Source organism: Paenibacillus lacisediminis, from assembly GCF_046567315.2.
Window position 1 is genome coordinate 304,597 of the sequence record NZ_JBKIAX020000007.1, and the last position, 25,286, is coordinate 329,882.

The following is a 25,286-nucleotide window of genomic DNA, read 5'->3' on the forward strand; positions in this document are numbered from 1 at the left end:
TTCTTTGTGTTTATGGAGATCCAACAAAAAAAGGGACCGGGTTTGTGTAATTTCACAAATCGCGGTCGCCGCCGAATTTCTCCGTTTTGAAGTCCAGGTAAAGTGTCACTTTTTGCTCCATATCGGTCAAGTCGATGCCTCCGATCTCGCCGATTCGTTTCAGCCTGTAGTTTAACGTATTGGCGTGAACGTGCAGCGCGTCCGCGGCGGTTTTGACATTGCTGTCATAGGCCAAAAATACCTCGAGCGTATGAACCAGCTCGCTGTGATGCTCCCGGTCATAAGCGCGCAGCTTGGCCAGGCTTTCGTTTTCGAAGCTGTGCTTGCCCGCCTCTTCCCAGATGAGCGGCAAGTAGCGGTAATATCCCAGATCGGCATAATAATGGAGGCGGGACGTCTCCTCCGGCAAACGCCGCTTCATTTGAAGCAGCAGCAACGCTTCCCGGTAGCTCGTTTCAAGTCTTCCGTATTCTTCATAAAGATTGCCGCTGGCCAGTCCAGTGTAATGCTCTCCAAACCGAGCCCGCAAATTTCCGGCGGCGAGCTCAAGCTGGTGGACGATCGCGGCCTTGGTTTTGTGTACGGTGGGGGCTGACAGCAGGATCAGCTGGTTTTTATCGCTTACGTACAGTACGATGCGGCATTGGGCCGCAGACGAAGCGAAGCTTTCGAGGGCCTGCTGCTGTTGCCGTTCTTGGATGGTGGAGGTGAATTCCAGGACAGTGATATGAAAAAGAGGCGGCAGGATGATTCCGATGTTTTGGGCTTTCTCGCGAATGTGGGTCTCAGTCCGGATATGTCCGGTCAGCAGCTGCCAGAAAAAATCTTTGTGCGCCGCTGCTTCCTTATGCCGCTGCATGGGCCATTGCACCAGCTTGTTCCGTGCTGCTACCGCCGCGGCCTCGAGCAAGAACATCTCTTCATCGGTGAAAGGCTTGCCCGCCTGCAGCACCCAGATGAAGCCGATCACCGCAGCGTTGGAGCGGACGGCAACCGCCACCCGCTCGCTAAGCCCGACGTCGGGAATGGCGGCGATGTGCACCGGTTTTTCGCTTTCCAGCAAACGGCGGATGGCGCCGCTATGCCAAAGGCTGCTGATGATCTGATCGGGCACGCGCCGCCCGACGATAGTTGCCAGCCTGGCGGCGTCCGTATCCGGGGCGTGCGAACTGTACGCGAGCAGCCGGTGATTCGCGTCCTCGATCGTCACGGGACGGCCGAGCGCCTCACCGATCGTTTCGGCCAGCATCTCCAGATTGTCGGCGTAAAAGTCAAATAATGTTGGTTCTCTGCGCATAGGCATCACCTTCGTGTTTCCCAGATTAGCGGATTTTTGCGTATTTCAAATTTCAAATTTTAAATTCTAAATTGCGAATTATTATATGATTCCAAATCCCAAAACGGAAAGAGGCGGCCATTCCATGATATCGGTAAAAGAAAACACAAATACCGTCGGTTACCGCGATACTTGGGCGGAAGTTTCCCTGGATGCCATCGTCCATAATACGAAGCTGTTCCGCCGGCAGGCGGACGAACGCTGCCGGGTGATGGCCGTGGTCAAGGCGAACGGTTACGGTCATGGGGCCGTGCAGACCGCACAAGCCGCCATTGCCGGCGGCGCCGACTATTTGGGCGTGGCGCTGGTGGACGAGGCTTTGCAATTAAGAGCCGCGGGCATCCGCCAGCCGATTCTCGTGTTGGGGTACACGCCGCCACATGCCGTCGAAACCGCGATCCGGCATGACATTACGATGACCGTGTATACGAAGGAAGTGCTGGACGAAATTATGGACAGCGCCCAGCGGCAGCGACGGCGGGCCCGCATCCATCTCAAGCTGGAGACGGGGATGACCCGCATCGGGCTGACCTCGGCCGAAGCGGCCGTAGATATGGCCCGCCAAGCTCAGTCTTCCCCCTGGACCACGCTTGAGGGATTGTTTACCCATTTCGCCGATGCGGACGGGGCGGATCCCCGGTTTACCGAGCGGCAATTCCAGCGGTTCCGCCGCTGCATCGACGAGCTGGAAGCCGCCGGCGTGCCGATTCCGCTTAAGCATTGCTGCAACAGCGCCGCCGCCATGCGTTTTCCGCAGATGCATCTCGACATGATCCGGGTCGGCATCGCTCTTTACGGTTTGTATCCCGCGCAGCGGCTGAGTACCCCGGCTTACCGGCTGCGTCAGGCGATGCAGCTTAAAACGAAAATAACCGCCATCCAGCCGATCGAGCCGGGCCGGACCGTCAGTTACGGCCGCACTTATCAAGCTCCTTCGAATCGTGTTGTCGCCACCGTACCGATCGGATACGCGGACGGATTGTCGCGCGCTCTCTCCAACCGGGGATCGGCGCTGGTACGCGGGCGGCGAGTTCCGATCATCGGGCGCGTGTGCATGGACCAGACGATGCTCGACATCACTGCGGTGGACGGCGCGCAAATCGGCGATATCGTGACCCTGTTCGGCGGCGAAGGGGAGCCGGCGTTTATCGGCATTGACGAAGTTGCCGAGCTGATGGATACAATCAATTACGAAGTCGTATGCCTGATCGGGCAAAGGGTCCCCCGCCTTTACCAATAAATGTTTGCATGTTAGAAAAAGTTCCATTTGACTCACATGATAATGGAAAAATACGGTTTAGTAAAGTGAATATTAGCTTGATTTACCGAAAAAATGATGGTTATCGCGTTTGAAATAGCAATTCAGATTGAAAATATAGGTATCTATTAAATGTATGTTATATTTTATGACGCGCGAAAAAAGCAAGCAGCCCGCCCTGAAAGATGAATGGGTGCGGCTGCTTGCTTTTTAATTAACTTATTTTTAATGGCTGCTGCGTTTAAACGATAACACGATATCCTGCGGATAATCGCCGAAGCCAATGCCAAACAAATTAAGGCCCCGCTTGTTCACGGCATCCTCCCGGACCTCGAAGCGGACGCGGATCGGATTGTTGAAGTTAAGATCAAGCGCGCCAAGTGTAGTGGCGGAGCCTGGGGCATTGCCCACAAAGCTGCCGTCTCGGGTAATGCGCCATTCGATAAGCTGGCCGTATTCGGTGCCGCCTTTCCATTTTTCGGGCGTCAGTTTGCCCTTGCGGTCGCCGAAATCGGCGGGGCTCGTCCAGGTACCGGCCGGGTGGCCGTTGATGCTTACGCTGATGTCCGACGGCCAGGCCTCCCGGAACCCTGGGGCCTCCGAGCAGACTTCGGCCCGTACGCTTAATTCTTCAAGCTCCACGCCCGGCGGCAGCGGGTTGGCGAAATAATACTCCACGTATCCCGACTCGGCGAACCACAGCAGCGCCGCTTCTGTCCGCTCCGGCATATAAAATACCCGCGGATCGTCCTGGGAGCCGATCAGACTGCCGTCGCGCCCGACCATGCCGCAAGGGGGCTGGACCGAACAGATCGAATACATGCCGATCGGCATATGGATTTCCTCAATGTGATGCAGGCCTTCGCCTGGCTGGGTCGGCAGCTCCAGCAGAATGGAGCGGCAGGTGACCGAGCAGATTTTTTCCCGGTTCGCTCCTTGCGTTGATACGATCAGGTCCGCTTGCTCCAGCGTTTGCACGTTGATGGAGATCGTCGGCTGGGCGACGCCCAGCGCTTCGGCCAACTGATTGATGCTCATCGGCTGTTTGCCGAGCGCCTCCAAAATCCGCAGACGCACATCTCCGGACAGCGCTTTGGCCACATCGAGAATCCGCGAAGCGGGATAATGGATCGTTTCTTGGCGGTGGGGATCGCTCATTAACAAAAATCCTTTCTGCATAAGGGATGAAACCTGTGTTCAGTGTACTATAAAAGAGGAGTATTGTAAATTTATAATATACATTGCAAATATATAATACCCGTGCTATGATGTGGGCAAATGGAATCATCCATACAAGTTGGACTAATAGCGATTTTAGGAGAAAGGTGTGGCTAATGACGATGTTTAATCAAGCGATGACCGCGGATGCAACTGCAATTCCCCGTCCGGAATTTCCCCGGCCCGATTGGGAGCGGAAAGACTGGTTTAATTTGAACGGCGCGTGGGCGTTTCGTTTTGATCCAAGCGACGAGGGGATCGGCCAGTCTTGGCAAAACGAGGGAGCACCGGCTTTCCGGGAGCAAATCCAGGTTCCTTTTTCCTGGTCAAGCCCTTTGTCCGGCATTGGCATAAACGAGCCAGGGATCGGCTGGTACCGGCGCGCTGTTAACTGGCAGCCGCAGCCTGGGCAGGCGCGGATTTTTTTGCGGTTTGGGGCGGCCGATTACCGCTGCGATGTTTGGGTCAACGGCGTTCATGCCGGATCGCATCAGGGCGGGTACGGCGCTTTTGAATTCGAAGTGACAGACACGTGGAAAAAGGCTGAAGAAAACGCAATCGTCGTGCGCGTAGAGGATCGCGACGAAGATTACCAGGCTCGCGGCAAACAAGGGTACGGGGAAATTCGCGGCATTTGGCAGCCCGTTTGGCTGGAGGCGCGCCCGGAAAACTTTGTCCGGGAGGCCAGGTTCCGGACATACATGGACGGACGGATCGAAGTGGAGTCTTTTATTATCTCCGGCGGGGATACCGAAGCGGAGCTGTCCTTCCGCTTTGCCGAAGGCGCGGTGAACCACACGGAACGGGTGCGGCTTACGGCCGGCGAAAATACGGTCCGCACCTCGTTTACGGTGGCAAATCCCCGTTTGTGGAGCCCGGAAACGCCCTATTTGTATGAAGGGGAGATCGTTTTGTCCGGTTCGTTTGGCCGCGATTGCGTCAGCACTTATTTCGGAATCCGCGAAATCGGCACCGCCCGGTTCGGGGATCGCGATTACCGCTGGATCACGCTGAACGGAAAACCGGTTTATCTGAACGGCACGCTCGACCAGTCTTACCACCAAACCGGATATTTTACGTATCCGAGTGACGAGGAAATGAGGGACGAGATTTACCTCATGAAACGGATCGGGTTGAATTTTGTGCGGATTCATATCAAACCCGAGGAGCCGCGTAAGCTGTATTGGGCCGACAAGCTGGGCATTCTTGTGATGGTGGATATGCCCTGCTTCTGGGGCGCGCCGGATGAGCGGGCGCGAGCTTCCTACGAAAGTGAAGCTCGCGAAGTAATCGCCCGGGACTACAATCATCCCGCGATTTTTTCCTGGGTGATGTTCAATGAGACGTGGGGGCTGAAATCGGGAAAAGCGGCCGGTAGCCTGACCGGGGATGAATCGGGCAACATGAATTATTTGCCGGAGACTCAGGAATGGGTGCGGCAAATGTACCGTTGGGCCAAGGAAGTCGACCCGACGCGGCTTGTGGAGGACAACTCGGCCTGCAACTGGGACCATGTTGAAACGGATCTCAATACTTGGCATTTTTATATCAACGGTTATGAACAGGTCCGGCAGCACGTGAGCGATGTGGTCGAGAAAACCTATCCCGGGTCCGAACTCAATTATATCGGCGGGAACGTGCAGACGGACGCGCCGCTGATGAACAGCGAATGCGGCAACGTTTGGGGCATCGAGCACGGCGCGGGCGACAGCGATCTGGCGTGGCATTACCGGTACATGCTGAACGAATTCCGCCGCCATGACAAAATGTGCGGGTTCGTATTTACCGAATTCCGCGACGTGACGAATGAATTCAACGGTTATTACCGGCTCGACGGCACGGAAAAAGACTTCGGCTACGGCGATTTTGTACCGGGCATGACGATTGCCGATCTGCATTCGCCCGACTTTATCGTGATTGACGCGCCTCCATGCCAAACGGTCCAAGGCGGCGAGCGGGTTGCCGTCTCCCTGCTGCGCTCCAGTTACTCCGACCGTTACCACGGCCGGACGCTGAAGCTGGACTGGGAGCTGTGCTACGACCAGCTTGGCGTGCGCAAAGTGGCCGACCGCGGAGAGGTTTCCATCGAATGGAACGGCTACGGCGTAGCGACGCTTGCGCCGTTGAGCCTGACGATGCCTAATCAGGATGCCGTGGCCGTGCTGGCGGTTCGTTTATTGAATGAAGCGGGGGAAACGATTACCCGAAATTTCATTACGTTTGACGTGCGCGGCGGCAAGGTAGACGGAAAGTATGATGCTGACTGCGGCCACATCAGCCTATCGGTAGGCGGTTTTGCCGGCCAATCGTTCACGCATCATTGGGATGCGATTCAGGGAGCCAAGGTGAGCGGCGCGGGAGCCGGGGCGTTCGCTTATGAGGTAAGGCTTCCCGAGCGCGAGCGGCTAGAGTTGATCGGCGATATCGAAATCGTGTTTGAAGCAAGCGCCAAAAGAGTGCTGGCCCGCAACATCGAAGGCGCTAAAGCGCGAGAGACAGGCATCCACTTTATGCACGGCGCTGCCGCCGATGTGGAGCACAATCCGAACACGTACTACATGACGGACGAAGAGCGGCACACATCGCAGGTCACCGTCAGTATCGACGGGGAGGCGGTCGGAACCGTTCATTTGCCCGACGACCCGGCGGACAGCCGTGGCGTATTGTCCTGGCACTGCCAGCCGGTGGCGAACCGCTTGGATGAAGCGGGATCATACGGCTATTTGTGTAAGGTGAAGGTGCCGGGGCGGATCGCCGCCAAGCTGGACCGCAGCCGCAGCTTCCGCCTGGAGCTGCAGGCGGGCGAAGGCGGGCTGGCGCTGTACGGGCGAAACGCTGGACGTTACCCGCTGGATATTCTGGTTCGTTATCGTTAAGCGGTTTGGCAGGTCGGCCGGGTAACCTGGCGGGTAGCCCGCTGGATACCCATCGGAAATCTAACGGTTGTAGCCGCCGCTATTTTCCGAAAAAAGGCCTTTTCCAAACTCTAACGGTTGTGATTGACGTTATTTGCCTTAATTCAGGTAAAAGTGGCCAGTTTTAGGCGAAATAAGCGCTATGGCAACCGTTACAATTTCAAATCAGCGTTTTTGGCACAAATAGCGATTGTGGCAACCGTTAGAATAGTTTGTGGTCAGAAGCGCGTATCACTTTAGAGAAACAGTAGCAGACGAGATCTTGTTTTAGGGTCCTTTCTGCCGCTGTTTCTTTTTTACGGATGTCATCGCGCTTATTTAGGCGAAACCGCCCTATTACTGCTGATAAAACAGGAAATAAGCTCGCTGGCAACCGTTACATTTTGTATCCGCTCGTTTTTGCCCAAATAGCATCGCTCACAACCGTTAGATTTTTTCAGCACTCTTTTACGCTATTGCACTTGTCCCGCAGCCAAGCGCTGATTTTTATTTTGAGCCCAATCCCAACTTTCACAGCACGAAATCGGAAGCTTGTAACTATGATTTATCTTACATAGATTGTTACATATTTTTCCTATTCTATCTGTTGACCAGTGTTTAATTAAAGTATAATATAGAAATATATGGCTGTTAATTCCATTAATGAGTAAAGGAGGTGCTCACTCAATTGAAAACAATGGAAACAGTACCAACAACGATTCGTGATCAGCTGGAAGGTTTTTTAAAAAGAAAAAATATGACGTTAAATCAATTTTCCGAACGATCGCAAATTAATTCCGGAACGTTAAGCGGTATCATCAACGGTCATCGCCCTATTGCCATGCAGCAGCTCGACCGGATTACGGCGGGAATGGGACTTCCCGAAGGATATTTTTACGAGTTGTATATCAATGAATGTTTTTTTCAGGCCAGTCCGGATTGGCGCAGGCTTGGTCCATTTTTGCAACGTTGTGCCGGCTTGAACAAGCTCGATTGTATCGAGCAAGTGGTTAAATTGATGATGGATAATCTTTCTTACATACCACTGCTGTTTAATTTGGCTGAGCAGTTTTTTCAAGAAGGAAAGCGGGAAGCGGCCGTCATGCTTTATGAAGCGGTTGCGGAAAGTGAACAGAGACAGCATTCCGAGCGTCTAGCACTTTGTCAATACCGGTTATTTACGTTAGGGTTGTCCAAGGACCAAAATAAGAATTTATTGCTGGCTTCACATTTTGAATATTTTGTCGATCGGCTTGATGAACCCTATCAACTGGATGCGCTAAATGAATTAATCAATGTATTTGCTTCACTTCGCCGTTGGGATAAGGTAGCGGAACTGGCGGAAAAACTTAAAATCAGAGCAACGGTTCATTATGAGTTGAACGGAAGAAAGAAGTCGCCAGAAACTAAAAAACAGATTATTTATTACATTTTGTATTCTTATTTAATATTAGGCGAAACATATTTCCAATTTGGCAGATATGAGGATGCATTGCATTGTGTTTCGCTGTATACGGATTGTGGCTGGGTGAAGGAGCCGAATGAAGACGAAAAGGCCGTAATTAACCAGTATCAGGAATGGGCTGAGGGAAATCGTTACCTGTATCAATTAATGTCCGGTCAAGTCGAAGTTCTACCGGAGTACGTGAAATATATTTCAACGAGAGAAAATGAAGTGTTTATAGCTTTATGTGAAATAGTGATTGCAGCTAATAAATTCGATATTAACATCGATTCTGTACTTCAACAGTATGAGTCCTTTTTAAAGCATCAAGAACAACAAAGCCGTGTCGGGAAAATTAGCTTGCATTATACTGATGATCGTTATGTAAGCTTATTATCGGGTTTGGGATTCTATTATTTGAAGAAAAACGACTTTGATCGAGGGCTAAGATATGTCTTGGATAGTTTAGCATTCGCTATTGAAATTTACAGCGGACACGATATGCTAAAATGTGTAGGGCTGTTTGAACAATACCGAGGTTTTGCAAACGGAGATATAAAATTTCGGTATAAAACACTAATTAGCGAGGTGCAAAAACTGAATGAAAAAGAAACTGGTTTTATTGATAGCCCTTTGTAATTTTGTGATATTTGCAGCAAACCCGGTTGTTTCAATTCTTAATCCTACCGGAAACTCGACCAAACCTGTTATTACTACTTATGGTCATGGCGTAGGTGGATGAATTCTAACGGGGGACGAGCCTTCTGGTATTCTGTTACGGGAGCGCTTACTTCATTGATGTAAACAAGAATCCTTACCATATTATATATGATAAGGATTCTTGTTTTTATTGGCGGCCGAAGCCCCTACCTGTTCAGCACCTTGGCGAGTACCGTGCCGGATAATAGCTGGCCCAGCGATTTATCCAGCGGCAGCGGATTGTTGCCGAGGCAGGTCCGCACCGCGGTTAGCAGGACGCGCACATCGTATTTGCTCGGATGTACGGGGATCACTTCTTTTTCCAGCTTCAGCAGGCAGTAGACCGCCATCATTGCGGTTCGGATGGAATACTCCACCGTAAACACGCAGTCATCAGGCACCTCGGCAAACTGCCCGAGGAATGCGAGGTTAACGCTGCCTTGCGGCACGACCTGCGGGGGGTCGCCCATGATGCGCGGCATGAACTGCGAAGTGATGTACGGCATCATGCACGGAATGACGTTGGTCGTATGGGAATCGAACTGATTGTATTCGGTATGCAAAATGCCTTTGAGTTGGTTCATGCCGGAAATCAGATGCATAAAACGTTCCATATAACGTTTCATTTCCACCACGCTGTGCCAGTTCTCAAACGCAAACATCGAACGCCAGAAATACCAGAAATTCGTTTCCAGGAAGCTCGGCTCGAAAAACTGTTCAATCGTTGTTCTCCCCAACGTCTCCTCGGTCAGCATCGCCAGCTTGCCAAGCTGCAAAGCATGCGCGGTCGACAGCCCCAGCGTGGAGAAATCGGCTTTTTGCCCGGCGTTCTCGACCAGCCGGCAGTGCGACTCGATCGGCTCCGCCAGATTTAATTCGCGGAATTCGTCAAGCACCGTCCGGTCGGGATTAGTTAGTGAAGGGATGAAGCCGAACAGCTCCATAAAACACTCGAAATGCTCTTCGATCTCGCGGCCGCCGCGCGCGTTGTAGCCTCTTTGGCGTTGCCCGCGCCGTCCATCGAACCGCCGTAAACGCTAGACTCCTCGAGAAATGTGGATGTTTTTCCCCGGCATATGCCCGTCGCGAATCAGGAAAGCCGCTGCGGCCAAAGAGGCGATGCCTCCGCCGGCCAGATAGGCTTTTCGCTTGGCAATTCCTTCCGGAACCCGCGGGTGAATTCTTTGATATGTTCCCATAAGTCATCTTCCTTTCTCCAGGCGGATAGGTAGCTTGCTCCTAATATACCTGCCGGAAAAATGGAAGGCCATGGACATCCATAGGCTGGTGAAGGGGCGGCAGGAGAGAGCGCATGAGGCTAACGGACATGAACGACCTTATTTGCTCGAAAAGACGGTGTTTCAAATTCTAACGGACAGGTGAGCTCTTATTTACTTAAAAAAGGCCGAAAAGGTGCACGAAAATGTGAAATAAGGTCTGTGGTGTCCGTTACATCCTAAAAGCTCTCAATTTCGCCGAAATAACGTCGCTGGTGTCCGTTAGGGCCGGCTGTAAGAGCTGTACGTCCGTACTGCATTTCGGCATTACGGCAGCACCACACGTCAGGGCATTACGGGACGTCACGGAGCGCCACGGCGCGACACCACACGTCACAGCAATACGGCTGATCAGAAGTTTTTCAACTCATTAACGGAAGAATTTAAACTGTACAAAAGCAGGACAGAAAAATAAGATGAAAGTGCCAAGATTTTACTATTCTGCAACATATTCTTCTTTTGCTCATCAAACCTCCATTTCACCTCCTGTTGAAAGCGCATACTTTTCCAGTGGATTTCAACTTAAATTTGGACAAGCGGCAGCGGCTTATGGGACAAGCGTTAGATCGAAGCGGGATATCAAGAAGTTTTAACGGTTATTCCTTCGGCCCGATGAAACGTCGGTTCGGATTGGAATAATGCTATGCGAAAAAGGAGGTGAGGGCTAAACTTACTTTTTCAGAAAGGTGGACGTTGTGTTTCAAAGGATGGTGGCCTCTTATACCGATTGGAACAAAGTGACGGCGTACCAGGTACCGGAAGCGGTGTGCTGGTATGGAGAGCTGAAGTAAACAATCCATGATGAGGAGTGATTCCATGTTTTCGAAACTTTTCAAACGAACGGTGGCGATGACTGCGGTTGCTGCTTTGGCGCTGACGCTGCTGCAGCCTTTTGGGATCCAAAGGAGCTATGCCGCCGAAGCTCATGTCGATAATCCTTTTTTGGGTGCGACGATGTATGTGAATCCCGATTATGCGGCGCTGATTGATACCTCCATCGCCCAAGTTAGCGATAATACGCTGAAGGCGAAGATGCAAACGGTCAAGTCGTACCCGACGGCTGTTTGGCTGGACCGCATGGCGGCTATTGCTGGCGGTGAGGCGAACGGCGGCCGGAAAAGCCTAGTGGAAACCATGGACGAGATACTTGCCCAGAAGCAGGGAAGTACGCCGATTGTAGCCACCTTCGTGATTTACAACCTGCCGGGCCGGGATTGTCACGCTTTGGCATCCAACGGTGAGTTGCCCTTGACTGCGGCAGGCTTGCAGACTTATAAAACGAGCTACATTGATCCTATCGTCGAAGTATTTTCCGATCCGAAATACGCCGATATTCGGATTGTCGCGGTTGTCGAACCCGATTCGCTGCCGAATCTGGTGACGAACCTGAACGATCCGAAATGCGCGCAAGCCAATTCGACCAACATATACCGGGATGCAACGCGGTATGCCCTCGAAAAGCTGCATGCCATTCCTAACGTCTACAACTACATGGACATCGGCCACTCCGGTTGGTTAGGCTGGGACAGCAACCGGCAGCCGGCCATCGACCTCTTTACGTCGGTCGTCGCCGGGACTCCGGCCGGACTTGCCAGCGTGGACGGCTTTATCACCAATACGGCCAACACGACTCCATTGGAGGAACCGTATCTGACCGACCCGAATTTGACGATCAACGGGATGCAGTTGAAATCCGCCAAGTATTATGAATGGAATCCCTATTTTGATGAGGCGGATTTCACCGCGGCACTGTATTCCGGATTCGTGGCCAAGGGCTGGCCGTCCAGTATCGGCTTCCTGATCGATACCTCCCGTAACGGGTGGGGCGGTCCGAACCGGCCGACCGGTGCCAGCGGAACAACGGTGGATGCGTATGCCGATTCCGGACGCATCGATAAGCGTCTCCATCGCGGGAACTGGTGTAATGCCAGCGGCGCCGGGATGGGTCAGCCTCCGCAAGCCGCTCCGGCGGGTTATTCGGCCTCTCATCTGGACGCTTTCGTCTGGGTGAAACCTCCGGGTGAATCGGACGGCTCCAGCACCGAAATTCCCAACAATGAAGGCAAAGGGTTCGACAGAATGTGCGACCCGACTTATACCAATGCCAACGGCACGCTGACCGGCGCGCTGCCGGGTGCTCCGATTTCCGGACACTGGTTCCATGACCAATTCGTTCAACTGGTTCAAAATGCATATCCGGCCATTCCGGCTAACGGCGGCGAGACGCCTGACGTTCCGGCAGCGCCAACCGGCCTGACCGCGACTGCGGGCAATGCAAAGGTTGAGCTCAGCTGGACGGCATCAAGCGGCGCCACGAGCTATAATGTGAAGCGCGCCACGACCAGCGGCGGGCCGTACACGGCCGTTGCGACGGGTGTAACCGCCACAAGTTACACGAACACTGGCCTTACGAACGGCACGACGTACTATTATGTTGTCAGCGCGGTGAACAGCGCCGGGGAAAGCGCGAATTCGGCCCAGGTTGCCGCGACGCCGCTGGCGACGATCTCTGTTCCGGCGGCGCCAACCAGCCTGACCGCGACTGCGGGTGATGGGCAAGTTGTGTTGAGCTGGAAGGCATCAAGCGGTGCCACGAGCTATAATGTGAAGCGCGCCACGACCAGCGGCGGGCCGTACACGACCGTTGCGACGGCCGTAACCGCCACAAGCTACACGAACACCGGCCTTACGAACGGCACAACATACTATTATGTGGTCAGCGCGGTGAACAGCGCCGGGGAAAGCGCGAATTCGGCCCAGGTTGCCGCCACCCCGAGCGGCGGTGGAACCGGCACTGGGGATGTGGTGGTGCAATACCGTACCGGGAACACGAATGCCACTGACAATCAAATCAACCCTCAGTTCAATATCAAAAACAACGGGACGACCGCTGTTGATTTGAGCACACTGAAGTTACGCTACTACTTTACGAAAGACGGCAGCCAGGATTTGAACGCTTGGATCGATTGGGCCCAACTGGGCGCGTCGAACATTGAAAAAACGTTCGGCACCGCATCCGGGACGGACGCGGACACCTATATCGAGCTTAGCTTTACGGCTGCAGCCGGGACTCTTGCCGCAGGAGCGCAGTCCGGCGACATCCAGCTGCGGATATCCAAGACCGACTGGTCCAACTTTGACGAGAGCAACGATTATTCGTATGATGCCACCAAAACGGCTTATGCCGATTGGGATCATATCACCCTTTACCAAAACGGCACCCTCGTTTGGGGCGTAGAACCGTAATAAACGAAACGACATGCGCTTGACGGCGTACAAAGCGGGGAAGGCTGGCCTGTTCTTCTCCGCTTTTTTCATATCATAGTTCAGAAGAATTTCAACCTATTAGCGGAAGAATTTAAACTATACAAGAACAGAACAGAAAAATAATATGAAGGTGCCAAGTTTTTGCTTATTATTACAAATTTTTCTTTTATTCGATTAAATCTTGCAGAACGGGAGGTGAGAGCGAAATTCTATTTTCGAGAAACCAACGATATTATTTTGGAAAGGTGGTTGTGAATGATGAACAAAGCCAAAAAAGCACGTAGGCAGGCCTGGAAAAATCTAATTGGAAAAACCGCACTGTCCGGCCTGGTTGCTTTCGGCGGATTTCCGCTCCTGGCCCTTCCGGCGGCAACGGCTGCAGACGCGGAAGCTTACAATTATGCGGATGCCCTGCAAAAATCCCTCTGGTTCTACGACGCGGAGAAATCCGGTCCCGGGATTACCGGCGGACATTTGGAATGGCGGGGGGATTCGGAACTATCCGACATGTACGTACCGCTTGGCGTGAACGGGACGGCGAAAAACCTGACGAATTTGCAGGATGATTTCATCGCGCAGAACCTGTCGATCCTCGACCCCGACGGCAACGGGTCCGTTGATCTGAGCGGCGGATTCCACGACGCCGGCGACCATGTCAAATTCGGCTTGCCGCAATCCTATACCGCATCGACGCTGGGATGGAGCTTCTACGAGTTCAGGGACGCTTTTGAACAGAGCGGCCAGGAAGTGCACATGCTGGAAGAACTGAAATGGTTCAGCGACTATTTTCTGCGCTCCACATTCCGTAACGCCGAGGGTGAGGTCGTCGCCTTCAACTACATGGTTGGACAGGGAACGGTCGATCACACCTATTGGGGCCCTCCCGAACTGCAGGATCCCGCAAAGTACCCGCGTCCGGCCACGTTCGCAACCGCGGATCAGCCCGCCAGCGATCAGGCCGCCGGCGCTGCGGCCGCCCTTGCCCTGATGTATCTCAATACGAAGGATACCGATCCTACATATGCGGCCAATTGCCTGGACACCGCTACTGCGCTTTACCGCTTTGCCCAGCAGCACAGAGGACTCGGCAACAGTGACGGCTTTTATAATTCCAGTTATGACGAAGATGAATTGTCATGGGCGGCCGTCTGGTTGTATACCGCAACTGGTGACAACACGTATATTCAGGATATCGTATCCGTCGATGCGTCGGGAAAAAACACTGGATACCTGAAAAGAATCATTCCTTCCCAAGCGGATAGCTGGCAAAATATCTGGACGCACAGCTGGGACACGGTATGGGGCGGGGTTTTTGTACGGCTCGCGTCCTTGTTCCCGGATAATGCCCAATATGATTATTACGCCCGCTGGAATCTGGAGTATTGGTCGGGCGGCCAGGTTCCTCACGAGGAAGCGAACGACAATACGTATTTGACTACGTCGCCCGCCGGGTTCGGCGTTCTCACCACGTGGGGTTCGGCGCGGTACAACGCGGCTGCCCAGCTTTGCGCGCTGGTGTATGACAAATACAAGGACCGTCCCGAGTTTGCGGCATGGGCCAAGAGCCAAATGGACTATATCATGGGCGACAACCCCATGGGCTATTCGTACATCGTTGGGTTCCCGACACCGGACGAGTCGGCCAAGCATCCTCACCATCGGGCCGCACATGGCTCTATGACCAACAACATGGAAGTCCCGGCGGAACACCGTCATGTGCTCTGGGGAGCGCTTGTCGGCGGACCGGACGCGACGGATATGCACAAGGATGTCACGACCGATTACGTTTATAACGAGGTAGCGATCGACTACAATGCCGGTTTGGTTGGCGCGCTTGCAGGCTTGTATCTGGAATACGGGAACGGCGAAACGGCCACAGCCGACAGCCCGCCCGCCGAACAAGGCGTAACGGAGTACCGGGTGGAAGGAAAAATCGAGCAGGAAAATGACCAGCGGACACAGGTTACGGTCACCATCCATAATGAATCCGTCCATCCGCCTCATACGGAAGGGACGATGAGCGCCCGTTATTATTTCAACATCAGCGAGCTGCTGGCAGCGGGCCAAAGCATCAACGATGTCACGCTAGAGACCTATTACGATGAGCAAAAAGCAAGCTATGGCGGCGCCGTCAAGGTCAACGGACCTTATGCGGTCAACGCGGCGGCGGGGCTTTACTACTATGAGCTGGATTGGTCGGGCAACGAGGTTTACGGCAGCCGGGACTTCCAATTCGGCCTGATCGCGAAGCAGGACTCCCAGTATAAGAGCCATTGGGATCCGGCGAATGACTGGAGCCGCCAAGGGATTTCTGCCACAAAAGGGGAGACGACCCGAATTCCCCTTTATCTGAACGGAGTGAAGGTGGCCGGTGAGGAGCCTGACGGCGAAACGCCGCAAGAGCCGCAACAGCCGCCGGGTGTTCCGACCGGTCTGGCCGCGACGGCGGGGAATGCTCAGGTGGCGCTGAACTGGAACGCGGCCAACGGAGCGATAAGCTATAACGTGAAAAGAGCAACCGTAGACGGCGGCCCTTACACGACGGTGAAGAGCGGAATCACTGGGACCAACTTTACGGACGCGGGTTTGACGAACGACACGGCCTACTATTATGTGGTCAGCGCCGTCAATGGCGCCGGGGAAAGCGTCGACTCCGAACAGATCAGCGCGATTCCCCAAGCCGGGCAAGGAGGGCAGCCGGGAACATTGGTGCTCCAGTATAAAGCCGGGGACACCAATGCGGACGACAATCAGATGAAGCCGTTATTCCGCATTGTAAACAACGGTACGGATGCTGTTCCTCTGTCAGAACTGACGATTCGCTATTGGTATACGGTGGATGGGGACAAGGAGCAAACGTTCCATTGCGATTGGGCGCAGATTGGGGGCAGCAATCTTAGCGGCAAAACAGTGAAGATGGCGGAAGCTAAGGAGAATGCCGATTCGTATGTGGAAATCTCCTTCAATGCCGGTGCGGGCAGCCTGGCTCCCGGCAGCGACAGCGGCGAAATTCAGACCCGCATCAACAAAAATGATTGGACGGCTTATAACGAAGCGAACGACTATTCCTTTGACCCAACCAAAACCGCCTACACCGATTGGGACCATGTCGCTTTGTATCAGAACGGTTCGCTGGTTTGGGGAATCGAGCCTTGATGGATGGAACGGATTGATTTTTGCTTCCTTTTATAGAACCGTATTTTTGAGGAAAGAGGGTAAAGGTATGTTCAAAAAGATCATCAAAAGTATTCTGGCCGGTTCGCTCGTATTAGGCGCTATGGGAATCGGGATGGCCGGCCTGGCCCCGGGTCATGCGGAAGCGGCCGCTAATTATTACCATACGTCAGGAAACCGCATCGTCGATTCCGCCGGAAATCCGGCGGTGTTCAACGGGATCAACTGGTTCGGATTCGAGACGGCGAATTATTCGCCCCACGGCTTGTGGACGCGATCTATGGATGACGTCCTGGATCAGATCCAAGAACACGGCTACAACCTGATCCGTCTGCCATACTGCAACCAAATGTTTGACCCCGGATCCGCCCCCAACAGCATCGACTACGAGAAAAATCCGGATTTAAGAGGGCTGACACCTATCCAAATCATGGATAAACTCATCGAAAAAGCAGGAGACCGCGGTATGAAGATTTTCCTGGACCGCCATCGTCCCGGGTCCGGCGGACAATCCGAGCTTTGGTACACCGCGGACTACTCCGAACAACGCTGGATCGATGATTGGAAAATGCTGGCGGAACGGTATGACGGCAACGACACGGTAATTGGCGCCGACTTGCACAATGAGCCTCACGGTCCGGTCAGTTGGGGAACGGGAGATCTGACCACCGATTGGCAGCTGGCTGCGGAGCGGGCGGGCAATGCCATTTTGTCCGTAAATCCGCATTGGCTGATCATCGTCGAAGGGATCGAGAAAAATGTGCAAGGCTACAGCGACGGGTACTGGTGGGGCGGCAACCTTAAAGGAGTCGCGAATCACCCGGTTGAGCTGGACGTTCCGAATCAACTGGTTTATTCCGCTCATGATTACGGCCCTGGCGTCGCTTCCCAGCCCTGGTTCTCGGATCCTTCCTTCCCCGACAACATGCCGGCCATCTGGGACGCGTACTGGGGATATATCAGCAAGCAAAACATCGCCCCGGTCATCGTGGGCGAATTCGGCGGCCGCAGCGTGGACACGAGCAGCGTTGAAGGCATCTGGCAGAACCGCCTGGTCGATTATATCGGCGAGAACGAGCTTTATTGGACTTATTGGTGCGTAAACCCGAACTCCGGAGACACGGGCGGGCTGCTGCTCGACGATTGGGTCACCTGGAACGAACCGAAGCAAGCTATGCTGGATCGGATTATGCGGCCGTTAGGCGAAACGTTGCCCGCTGCCCCAGGCAAACTGGCGGCAACAGCAGGCAACGGACAGATCAGCTTGAGCTGGTCGGCTTCCGCCGGGGCGGAAAGCTATAATGTGAAGCGAGCGACGGTTAGCGGGGGACCGTACACGACCGCAGCCGACGGGATCACGGGCACGTCCTTTACCGATCGCGGACTTACCAACGGCACGGCTTACTATTATGTTGTCAGTGCGGTAAATTCCGCGGGAGAAAGCAGCAATTCAGCCGAGTCTACCGCGACGCCAGAAGAAGGCTCAAGCGTACCTAACGGGAATCTGGTCGTGCAGTATAAGGCGGCCGACACCAACCCGACCGACAACCAGATCAAGCCGCATTTTAATATTAAAAACAACGGTACAACTGCAGTTAACTTGAGTGACCTGAAACTCCGCTATTACTTCTCGAAAGACGGCACGCAAAGCGTGAGCTCTTGGGTGGATTGGGCGCCGATCGGAGCCGAAAACATTCAAAGAACCTTTACCGACACTTATGTTGAACTCAGCTTTACCGCTGCGGCGGGCTCGATTTCGGCCGGCGGGGAAACCGGTGATATTCAATTGCGGATGGCCAAATCCGACTGGTCTAATTTCAACGAAGCGGACGACTACTCCTTCGATCCTACCAAAACGGCTTATGCCGACTGGGATAAGGTAACACTGTACCTGGGGAACTCGCTGGTATGGGGAGTAGAACCAGAATAAAGTGAAAACACAATAATTTTGCATGCAAAAAGACGATTTCATTTCCGCCTGCGGGCGGATCTGGAATCGTCTTTGTATTTGGCCTATCTCACTCCCTCCTCCCGTTGGGACGGGGCCTTGCGGATTTACTTCGTTCCTTCGCCCAGCACCGGCTTATAATTATCCGGAATATACGTAACCGCTTTAACCTCGGCGATGACCTGCGGATAAAATTTGCCTTCCTCCGGTGGTTTAATCCGATAGTTGATCACGGCTTTGTCCCCGTCAAAAACGATGCTCGCAACCTCGATACCATATCCCGGATGGGGAGCCATGGCGGAGATCGTCACTTTGTAGATGCCACCATTCACTTTGTCTTTCGACAAGCTGAAGTCGTACAAGTTTCCGGTCACCGTATCGGCCGGCTTGCTGTCTTCGACAAACCCGAGCGCCCGGTCCAACATGCCGGCGGCTTCACTGAGCGTGATCGGTCCGGTGGGATTGAACTTTTTGTTCTTGTCCAGCGTCACGATCCCTGCGTTCAGCAGCTTCTGAATGCTGCCCATCAGATCCGCATCAATCGATTTGCCGTCCTTGATTTCGGTATAAATCATCGGCCAGACGTATTCGCCTTGAGTGGCGATCGCCTGGAACAGCCAGTGGCTAAACTGCTCCTTTGTCACTTTGGCCGAAGGGTCGATGTCCTTCGGAACATCGAGGCCGCGATAAAGCGCGATCACAAAAGCTCCGGCGTACCCGGCGTCGTTTTTTACCTTACTGTAGTAGTCGCCGGCTTCGGGTTTTTTCACGAAACGCAGGTTATCGAGGTTCAGCTCGAACGCGCTGACGATCAGCGAGAGGGCCGAAGCGTTGTCTATTTTTTGGTTTGGCTTGAAATTTCCCCATTGGCCGCCCTTGAGGATGCCCCGTTTCTCCAAGCTCTCGATCGCTTTTTGCTCGCGGTCTCCTTTGACGTCCTGGAAGGCGGAGGCCGTGCCCTTAACCATCAGGCTGATTGCGATGACCGTAAGCAGCGCCAGCCTCGCCCATTTGGAAGTGAATTTGCTCGTGTTGTTCATAGGTTACCTCCCGTAAATGAGTTGTTACTTAATCCTCGCAGCATGAAATCGGCGGATCAAACACACTTTTCCAGCCAGTCGAAACATGTTGAAGGAGGGTCTGGTGGGATCAAATGGATCAAATGCAAAAGTGCATTCCATTCTACCTAAATTGCCGTCTTGGAGCAGTTGAAATGCAAAAGTGCATCTGAATATCAGCGTTTTGATAAAAAAGTATCTTTTAACCGGAAATGAACTGCACTTTTGCATCTGGACCCCCTGTTTCGAGGAATTTCGATAAAAACCGCATGCACTATTGCATTTCGTAAGATCCCCCCGTTACTTATATCTCGACAATGGGGGAGTGGCATATAGTTATTCGACCCGGACGGAAAAAACATAACTGGACGTGCCTTCGGAAACGCGTTTTTCCGGATCCTTAAGCCATACCGCAAACAGATCGTAAACGTACGTTCCCGGCTCATGCGGCACTTCGAAGGAACCGTCCGCCACCGCGACCTGTGCGGACTGGCCGTCTTTAAATAAAGTCACCGAGGTTTCCGTCGGCTGCTCTACGTTGTTAAACCGGAATGTAATTTTATCCCCGGGGCGTACCGTCTCGGCCGGCTTACCCTGGGCCAGCTCACTCGCGCTTGCGTAATCCACGCAAACTCCCTGGCCTGTTTTCCCGGACCTGTTGATGCTGCTCCAGCAGTACGAGCCCTGAATAACCGTAATGGCAGTATCGGCAGCTGTACGGATCACCGGCAGGGGCGGCTCGCTGCCCAGGCCGTTTCCGCCGCTTGCTTCGTTCCCCGCGCAGCCGGAAACTAGCAGCAAGGCCGCCACCAGAATGGGGCCTCGAACCAATCAGTGAATCAGGCCTCGAATCAGTCCGCGAACATGGCCCCCAGACCATAACCGCCGTTCCCGCACAGTGTACATCAGATCCCTCCTTATCGTTTTAATTTAAAGTATTTGCCCTTCCTGACGTAACCATGATGAGGTATGTTTCACTTGCAATCACATTTTTGCTGCATTTGGGCAAATTTTTGGGCTCAAAACCGAAATCAGTGTTTGACGAAATAAATTATGACTTTGGTACTATAGTGTTCGTGTCATGGTGTCCCCGCACTTGCATGCAGCTTTGCATGATTATCCCTTTTGTTAAGGGGGCAGGAGTTGGGGCTAGGGTATGGGATTCAGAAAAAAGAGATAAGGAAAAAATGAGGTGGTTCAGGTGATATTTTCAGCTTGAGGAGAGAATGTATGTTTGGTATAATGTAATAAAACGAACATATGTGCGTGTTTTTTGCTTCTCCTGAATCTTCCTCTTTCTCACAATTCCGTTTAACAACCTCGAACATATCTGCTTCGCCTGAATTTATCTTCTTCTCTGATTCCTGATCAAACGGGATAATGGTGCAAAGCGTCCGGACAGCGGGTGTTGATCTGCCGACCAACCCACTGGCCTTCCCTATCCTTAAGCTTTCAACGCCCTTCCGCATTTCTTGCCACGATCGGTTACCGGTTTGACTGTCAAGCACAGATTATTAGGTTGAGCCATTTTTTAGCGCGCTTAAAGCTTCGGCGGGAACCAGACATTCCGCAGATCGACCCAGCCCTGGCTGTTGAAGGCGACGCCGCGCACCGATGGGAGGAAAGCGGTTTGGACAGGTTTTTCGTATAAAATATACAGCTCATCCGCCGCGATTAATCGCGTTTCGATCGATTCGAACAGGGCGGCCCGCTGTTGCGGATGTTCCTCCAGGGCTACGGCCTGCAGCAGCCTGCCGATGTCGATCTGCATATGCGGCTCCACATGTTCGGAAACGGTCTGATACAGATCGAACAGGCGGAGCTGCTCGTCCTGGTCCCGCAGCAGGGAAAAGACGATCAGGTCGGACTTCAGGCGAATATCGCCTTTGAATTCCTCGGCCGAGGCGGAAAGCACACGGCACGAGTAGCCCGCGGCCTGCAGCCGCTCGGCGACGAAGTCGGCGTCCGGCTGGTACGGCGCAATGGTAGCGATAAGCAGCTCCGGCCCGGCGGTGTCCTGTCCAGGTGCGATAGCCCCCTGCGCCGGCCCGTCGCCATCGCCCCGCAGCGCGGCAAAAACCCGCGCCCGCACCGCAGGGTCGCTGAGCGGGCCGCTTTTTCGCGTGTTGCAGGTCACGAATTTGCGGACGGATACCCGGGAATGCATCTGGCTCCATCCTTCGCCCTCCGCTGCCGTCGGGTTGGGGATGACGTGGAACGGGGAGAGGGAATCGCCGTCGCTTCCGGCGGCCTGTTCCCCGGAGATGTTCCAGGGCACATACACGATTTCGATCCGGTCAAGATGCGCCTGCCCCTGAAAATAATGGGGGAACGCCTCCAGCACGCACAGACCGCCGTTCATCTCGGCGACTTTGAACGGCCCGCTGCCGACGGGACTCACGCCGAATCTCGCCTCCCCGCGCCCGTCGAGATTTCGCGGGACGATCGCGGCCCGGCTGGTGCAGAGCCAGGGAAGGAACAGCTCGCTTTGCTCCTTCAGCTCGATGCGGACGGAATTTTGATGAAGCGCACGAACCGCCCTAATTTGCTTGAAAATCGAGCTGTACAAAGCGCGCCGCGTGCTTCCGGCCAACCGCTCAAACGTATACACGACATCATCCGCCGTCAGCAGGCTGCCGTTATGAAACAGCACTCCTTTACGCAGGTAAAACGTCCACTCGGTGCGGCTGTCGTCCACATCCCAGGCGTGGGCGATGCCGGGCAGCAATTCCCCGGTGGCGCTTTGCATGCGGATGAGCCCGTCGAACACATGGCTCGACACAAAAGACTCCGCCAGCAGGTTCATGTACAGCGGGTCCACCGTATATAGCCGCTGCCGGACCGGCAGGCGCAGCGTGTCGATTTGCTTGTCGCGGCGCGTTTCGGCGTGATGCCCGAAATAGGAAAGCAGCCAGCCCTGGAGCTGGTCCTGCAGCGAGGAGGTCCCGGCGTGCCGGCGAATATCCTCAATCGCCTGCCGGACATCCTTGCGGTGGATGGCCTGCATGACCGATTCGGCGGCGATTTCCTCGGCTTTCGCCAGGAAACGTAAGGTAGAGCGCGCTCCCCGGCCTCGTCGCGGAGCCCACCCGATCCAGCCGCGCTCCTCCATGTTGCGGATGATCGTCAAGGCGTTCCGGTGGGTGCAGTCCAGGGCGGCCGCCAGCTCGTCCAGCGTCACCACCGCGGCGAAATCCTCGTCCTTGGCGCCGTATCGCTCATGCAGCAGCAAATATTGATGGTGCAGTTTCATAAGAAGCCGCCTCCTTTAGAAAAATCATTGAACGGAACGCTTTGCCGTTTTCGTTTTTGAGGATGGACAGGTTGGCTTGAGTTATACCAACTAACTGGGAACGCCGGGTTAACGACATTTTTCGCTGGGCCATTACGACATCAAGCTTGATTCTGATCATGCCCGTCACCTACTTTCTTGCGTCTGGAACCCAATCTAGCATAAGCTATCATGTGATTCAATAATATTTTATCGAAAAACAATAAATGTATATTGGAAATTATATCAACCCCCTGCTAAACTTAGACTTAATGGAAAGGAGTTGTTCTTCTTTGTCTAGCGAAATCATGGAACCTCGGCAGCAATTATCCAAGGATGCGGTGAAAATTTGGAGGATTCATGAGGCGATCGAAAGCATCGTCACATTTCTGGTGATCGGGGCGCTATTTTATCTGGACTTTCGTTTTTCCTGGGTGTTCTGGGTGGGATGGATTCTAGCCGGAATCGCCATCCTTGAGGTGCCGCAGATGGTTTGGTCCGTTTTTATCCAGCCTTCTGTGAAGTATGCCAGATGGCGTTACGCCATTTCGGAGCAGTTTTTGCAGCTTAAATTCGGAGTTTTTACGGAAACCAGCGAGTTGATTCCCATGACCAAAATCCAATCTGTGGCCACCCGGCAGGGCCCGCTGCAAAAAAGGTACGGGGTCTGCTCGGTAACGGTCACGACGATGGGGTCTTCGCATACGATTCCCGTCCTGGACCAGGACATCGCCAGGGAATTGAGAAATCAGATTGCACGTTATGCCAAACTGAAAGAGGTCGACGAATGAGCCAGGCCAAACGGTATCATCCTTTTGTAATGCTGCTGGGCATCTGGAACTTGGGAAAAAATGCGATTTATTTCTTTTTCTTTTTATTTGTGCTTAAAGGAGGCTCGGACGCGGCATGGGTGAAATACGGCAAGCTGGCCCTGCTGATCATCGCCGGCTTCAGTCTCTTGTCCATCCTGTGGAGTTGGTCCACGCGCCGGTATCAGCTTGATGACACCTCGTTTCGGCTATATCAAGGGGTCTTCGTCAAGTCGAAAAGAGTGATTCCCTTCGCCAAAATTCAAAATATAAACCGTCATACCACGTTGTTTCACCGGATTTTCAAAGTGACCGCCATCCGGTTTGAAACCGGGATGGAGGGCGAAGATGCAGCCGTCGTATTTCGCGTCGTCTCCTATGCGGAAGCGGACCGGTTGGAAGAGCTGGTGGCGGGGTTGGTAAAAAGGGAAGACGCTTTAAGCACAGCGGACGATGATCAGGAAACTGCGGCTATAGAGCCCGGAGATGCCCATGATTCCAAGCGGACTCTACATTTCAGTCCCACCCGGAAAGAGCTGGTCAAAGCTTCTTTTACCTCCCTGAGTTTTTTTATTCTGATTCCAGTTCTTTTTTCGCTTTACTCGAAAGCCGATGATTTTTTTGATCTTGAGGAAAAAACTGAGGGAGTTCTGGCGGCGCTTCTGAGTTCCTGGTGGGCAGCGGCGGTGGTTTTTGTGCTGCTGTCGGCGGTTTCCGTCGTCCTGGGGATCGCCGTAACTTTTGTGAGGTACGGGGGTTTTGAACTTTCCTCGGACGCGGAACGGATCTATATCGTCAAGGGAATGATCGAGCGTACGGCGTTCTCCATTGCCAAAGAGAGAGTGCAGGGCGTAGAGGTGACCCAATCTCTGATGAAACGGCTGCTTGGTATGGCGGAAGTACGGTTGATCACCGCGGGCAGCGAAGGGGAAGATAAACGGGATGTGAACTCGCTGTATCCCTTTTTGCCGTTGCAGGATGCCTACCGCCTTGTGTCGGAGCTGCTGCCTTCCTACGAGATTTCCTCCGACATGAACCCGCTGCCCCGGGCGTCGCTGGGAATAAGCTTGGTAAGGTCAGGCTGGATCTGGTTTTCATTGGTTGCTTTGTCGATTCCTTGGCTTCCCTTCATGCCGGACATCCCGGTTTTCGGCGCGGCATGGTGGTGGATCGCCTCGGCGGGACTGTTGATTTGGACCATCGTGCGGAATATCCTGAATCATTTGAATACGGCATATGCCATCCATGGCTTTTTCCTGCAGTTTCGGACCGGAGGGCTGAACTCCCGGCTGTTTATCGGCAAAAGGGAGAAAATCATTGAAGTGAAAGTCACCCGTGGTGTGCTGCAGCGCCGCTTTGGGCTGGCTTCCGTCCATATCGTGAACCGGGCCCGCCCCGTCCTGCAGCACAAGCTTCCCAACATTCCGGCCGCTTGGGGCCAGACGTTTTACGCATGGTATGCGGGAAGAATGGAGGAAATAAGGATTGAATGATGATGCTGTCCGGCAGGCCTATTTTTAAAATACGAAATTTCTTGTGAAAAACCTTCTCTTTATCTTCTTATTTTATCCATTAAAATGGGCGGTAGAAAACAAAGGTTCGACGAACCTTGATGTTACGGAGGGATTCAAGG

General features: G+C 53.5%; 15 protein-coding genes and 1 pseudogene. 8 read left to right on the forward strand and 8 right to left on the reverse strand.

Annotation, left to right across the window (positions count from 1 at the left end; genetic code table 11):
- Positions 1-52: 52 nt before the first annotated feature.
- Positions 53-1,297: a PucR family transcriptional regulator gene (locus ACLD72_RS16175; protein ID WP_410996810.1), complete on the reverse strand. Its 1,245-nt coding sequence runs from the start codon at positions 1,295-1,297 to the stop codon at positions 53-55.
- A gap of 124 nt (positions 1,298-1,421) precedes the next feature.
- On the opposite strand from ACLD72_RS16175, the gene alr reads away from it, so the two are divergent.
- Complete coding sequence (gene alr / locus ACLD72_RS16180; protein WP_410996812.1) at positions 1,422-2,576, forward strand: alanine racemase; 1,155 nt, start codon at positions 1,422-1,424, stop codon at positions 2,574-2,576.
- Between the two features lie 243 nt (positions 2,577-2,819).
- On the opposite strand, the gene ACLD72_RS16185 is transcribed toward alr, so the two are convergent.
- Positions 2,820-3,752, reverse strand: a complete 933-nt coding sequence (locus tag ACLD72_RS16185) for an ArsR/SmtB family transcription factor (RefSeq protein WP_458475956.1) — start codon at positions 3,750-3,752, stop codon at positions 2,820-2,822.
- Between the two features lie 176 nt (positions 3,753-3,928).
- Between ACLD72_RS16185 and ACLD72_RS16190 the strand changes: the two genes are divergently transcribed.
- Together ACLD72_RS16190 and ACLD72_RS16195 are read left to right on the forward strand one after the other, a co-directional pair.
- Positions 3,929-6,688 (forward strand): glycoside hydrolase family 2 protein, encoded by a 2,760-nt coding sequence (locus ACLD72_RS16190; RefSeq protein WP_458475958.1) that lies wholly within the window; start codon positions 3,929-3,931, stop codon positions 6,686-6,688.
- Positions 6,689-7,403: 715 nt separating this feature from the next.
- Positions 7,404-8,789 carry a helix-turn-helix domain-containing protein gene (locus tag ACLD72_RS16195; protein WP_410996944.1) on the forward strand — a complete coding sequence of 462 codons (1,386 nt, stop codon included), beginning with the start codon at positions 7,404-7,406 and terminating at the stop codon, positions 8,787-8,789.
- Between the two features lie 227 nt (positions 8,790-9,016).
- Here the strand turns inward: ACLD72_RS16195 and ACLD72_RS16200 are convergent, their stop codons facing one another.
- On the reverse strand, positions 9,017-9,412 hold the full coding sequence (locus ACLD72_RS16200; protein WP_410996946.1) for an oleate hydratase: 396 nt from the start codon (positions 9,410-9,412) through the stop codon (positions 9,017-9,019).
- Positions 9,395-10,048: pseudogene (locus tag ACLD72_RS16205) on the reverse strand (oleate hydratase); the annotation flags it as partial. The gene ACLD72_RS16200 and the pseudogene ACLD72_RS16205, both read right to left, overlap by 18 nt.
- An 879-nt stretch (positions 10,049-10,927) precedes the next feature.
- On the opposite strand from ACLD72_RS16205, the gene ACLD72_RS16210 reads away from it, so the two are divergent.
- The 3 genes from ACLD72_RS16210 (at position 10,928) to ACLD72_RS16220 (ending at position 18,497) form a co-directional block, all read left to right on the forward strand.
- Complete coding sequence (locus ACLD72_RS16210; protein WP_410996948.1) at positions 10,928-13,372, forward strand: glycoside hydrolase family 6 protein; 2,445 nt, start codon at positions 10,928-10,930, stop codon at positions 13,370-13,372.
- A gap of 279 nt (positions 13,373-13,651) precedes the next feature.
- Positions 13,652-16,549, forward strand: coding sequence for a glycoside hydrolase family 9 protein (locus ACLD72_RS16215; protein WP_458475961.1), 2,898 nt, complete (start codon positions 13,652-13,654; stop codon positions 16,547-16,549).
- 67 nt (positions 16,550-16,616) lie between these two features.
- Positions 16,617-18,497, forward strand: a complete 1,881-nt coding sequence (locus ACLD72_RS16220) for a cellulase family glycosylhydrolase (RefSeq protein ID WP_410996950.1) — start codon at positions 16,617-16,619, stop codon at positions 18,495-18,497.
- A 125-nt stretch (positions 18,498-18,622) separates the two neighbouring features.
- On the opposite strand, the gene ACLD72_RS16225 is transcribed toward ACLD72_RS16220, so the two are convergent.
- From ACLD72_RS16225 to ACLD72_RS16240, 4 genes are all read right to left on the reverse strand, one after another.
- The gene (locus ACLD72_RS16225) at positions 18,623-19,555 is read right to left on the reverse strand and encodes an S-layer homology domain-containing protein (protein ID WP_410996826.1); all 933 of its coding nucleotides are present in this window, start codon (positions 19,553-19,555) and stop codon (positions 18,623-18,625) included.
- Between the two features lie 354 nt (positions 19,556-19,909).
- Positions 19,910-20,383, reverse strand: coding sequence for a hypothetical protein (locus tag ACLD72_RS16230; RefSeq protein ID WP_410996828.1), 474 nt, complete (start codon positions 20,381-20,383; stop codon positions 19,910-19,912).
- A gap of 730 nt (positions 20,384-21,113) precedes the next feature.
- A complete protein-coding gene (locus ACLD72_RS16235) occupies positions 21,114-22,826 on the reverse strand; it encodes an ABC transporter substrate-binding protein (protein ID WP_410996830.1) in 1,713 nt (570 codons plus the stop codon).
- The gene (locus tag ACLD72_RS16240; protein WP_410996832.1) at positions 22,792-22,986 is read right to left on the reverse strand and encodes a helix-turn-helix domain-containing protein; all 195 of its coding nucleotides are present in this window, start codon (positions 22,984-22,986) and stop codon (positions 22,792-22,794) included. Before ACLD72_RS16240 ends, ACLD72_RS16235 begins: the two co-directional genes overlap by 35 nt.
- A 166-nt stretch (positions 22,987-23,152) precedes the next feature.
- Here ACLD72_RS16240 and ACLD72_RS16245 point away from each other — a divergent pair, with 166 nt between their 5' ends.
- Together ACLD72_RS16245 and ACLD72_RS16250 are read left to right on the forward strand one after the other, a co-directional pair.
- Positions 23,153-23,635 (forward strand): PH domain-containing protein, encoded by a 483-nt coding sequence (locus ACLD72_RS16245; protein WP_458475965.1) that lies wholly within the window; start codon positions 23,153-23,155, stop codon positions 23,633-23,635.
- Positions 23,632-25,146, forward strand: a complete 1,515-nt coding sequence (locus ACLD72_RS16250) for a PH domain-containing protein (protein ID WP_410996836.1) — start codon at positions 23,632-23,634, stop codon at positions 25,144-25,146. Before ACLD72_RS16245 ends, ACLD72_RS16250 begins: the two co-directional genes overlap by 4 nt.
- The last annotated feature ends 140 nt before the right edge of the window (positions 25,147-25,286 follow it).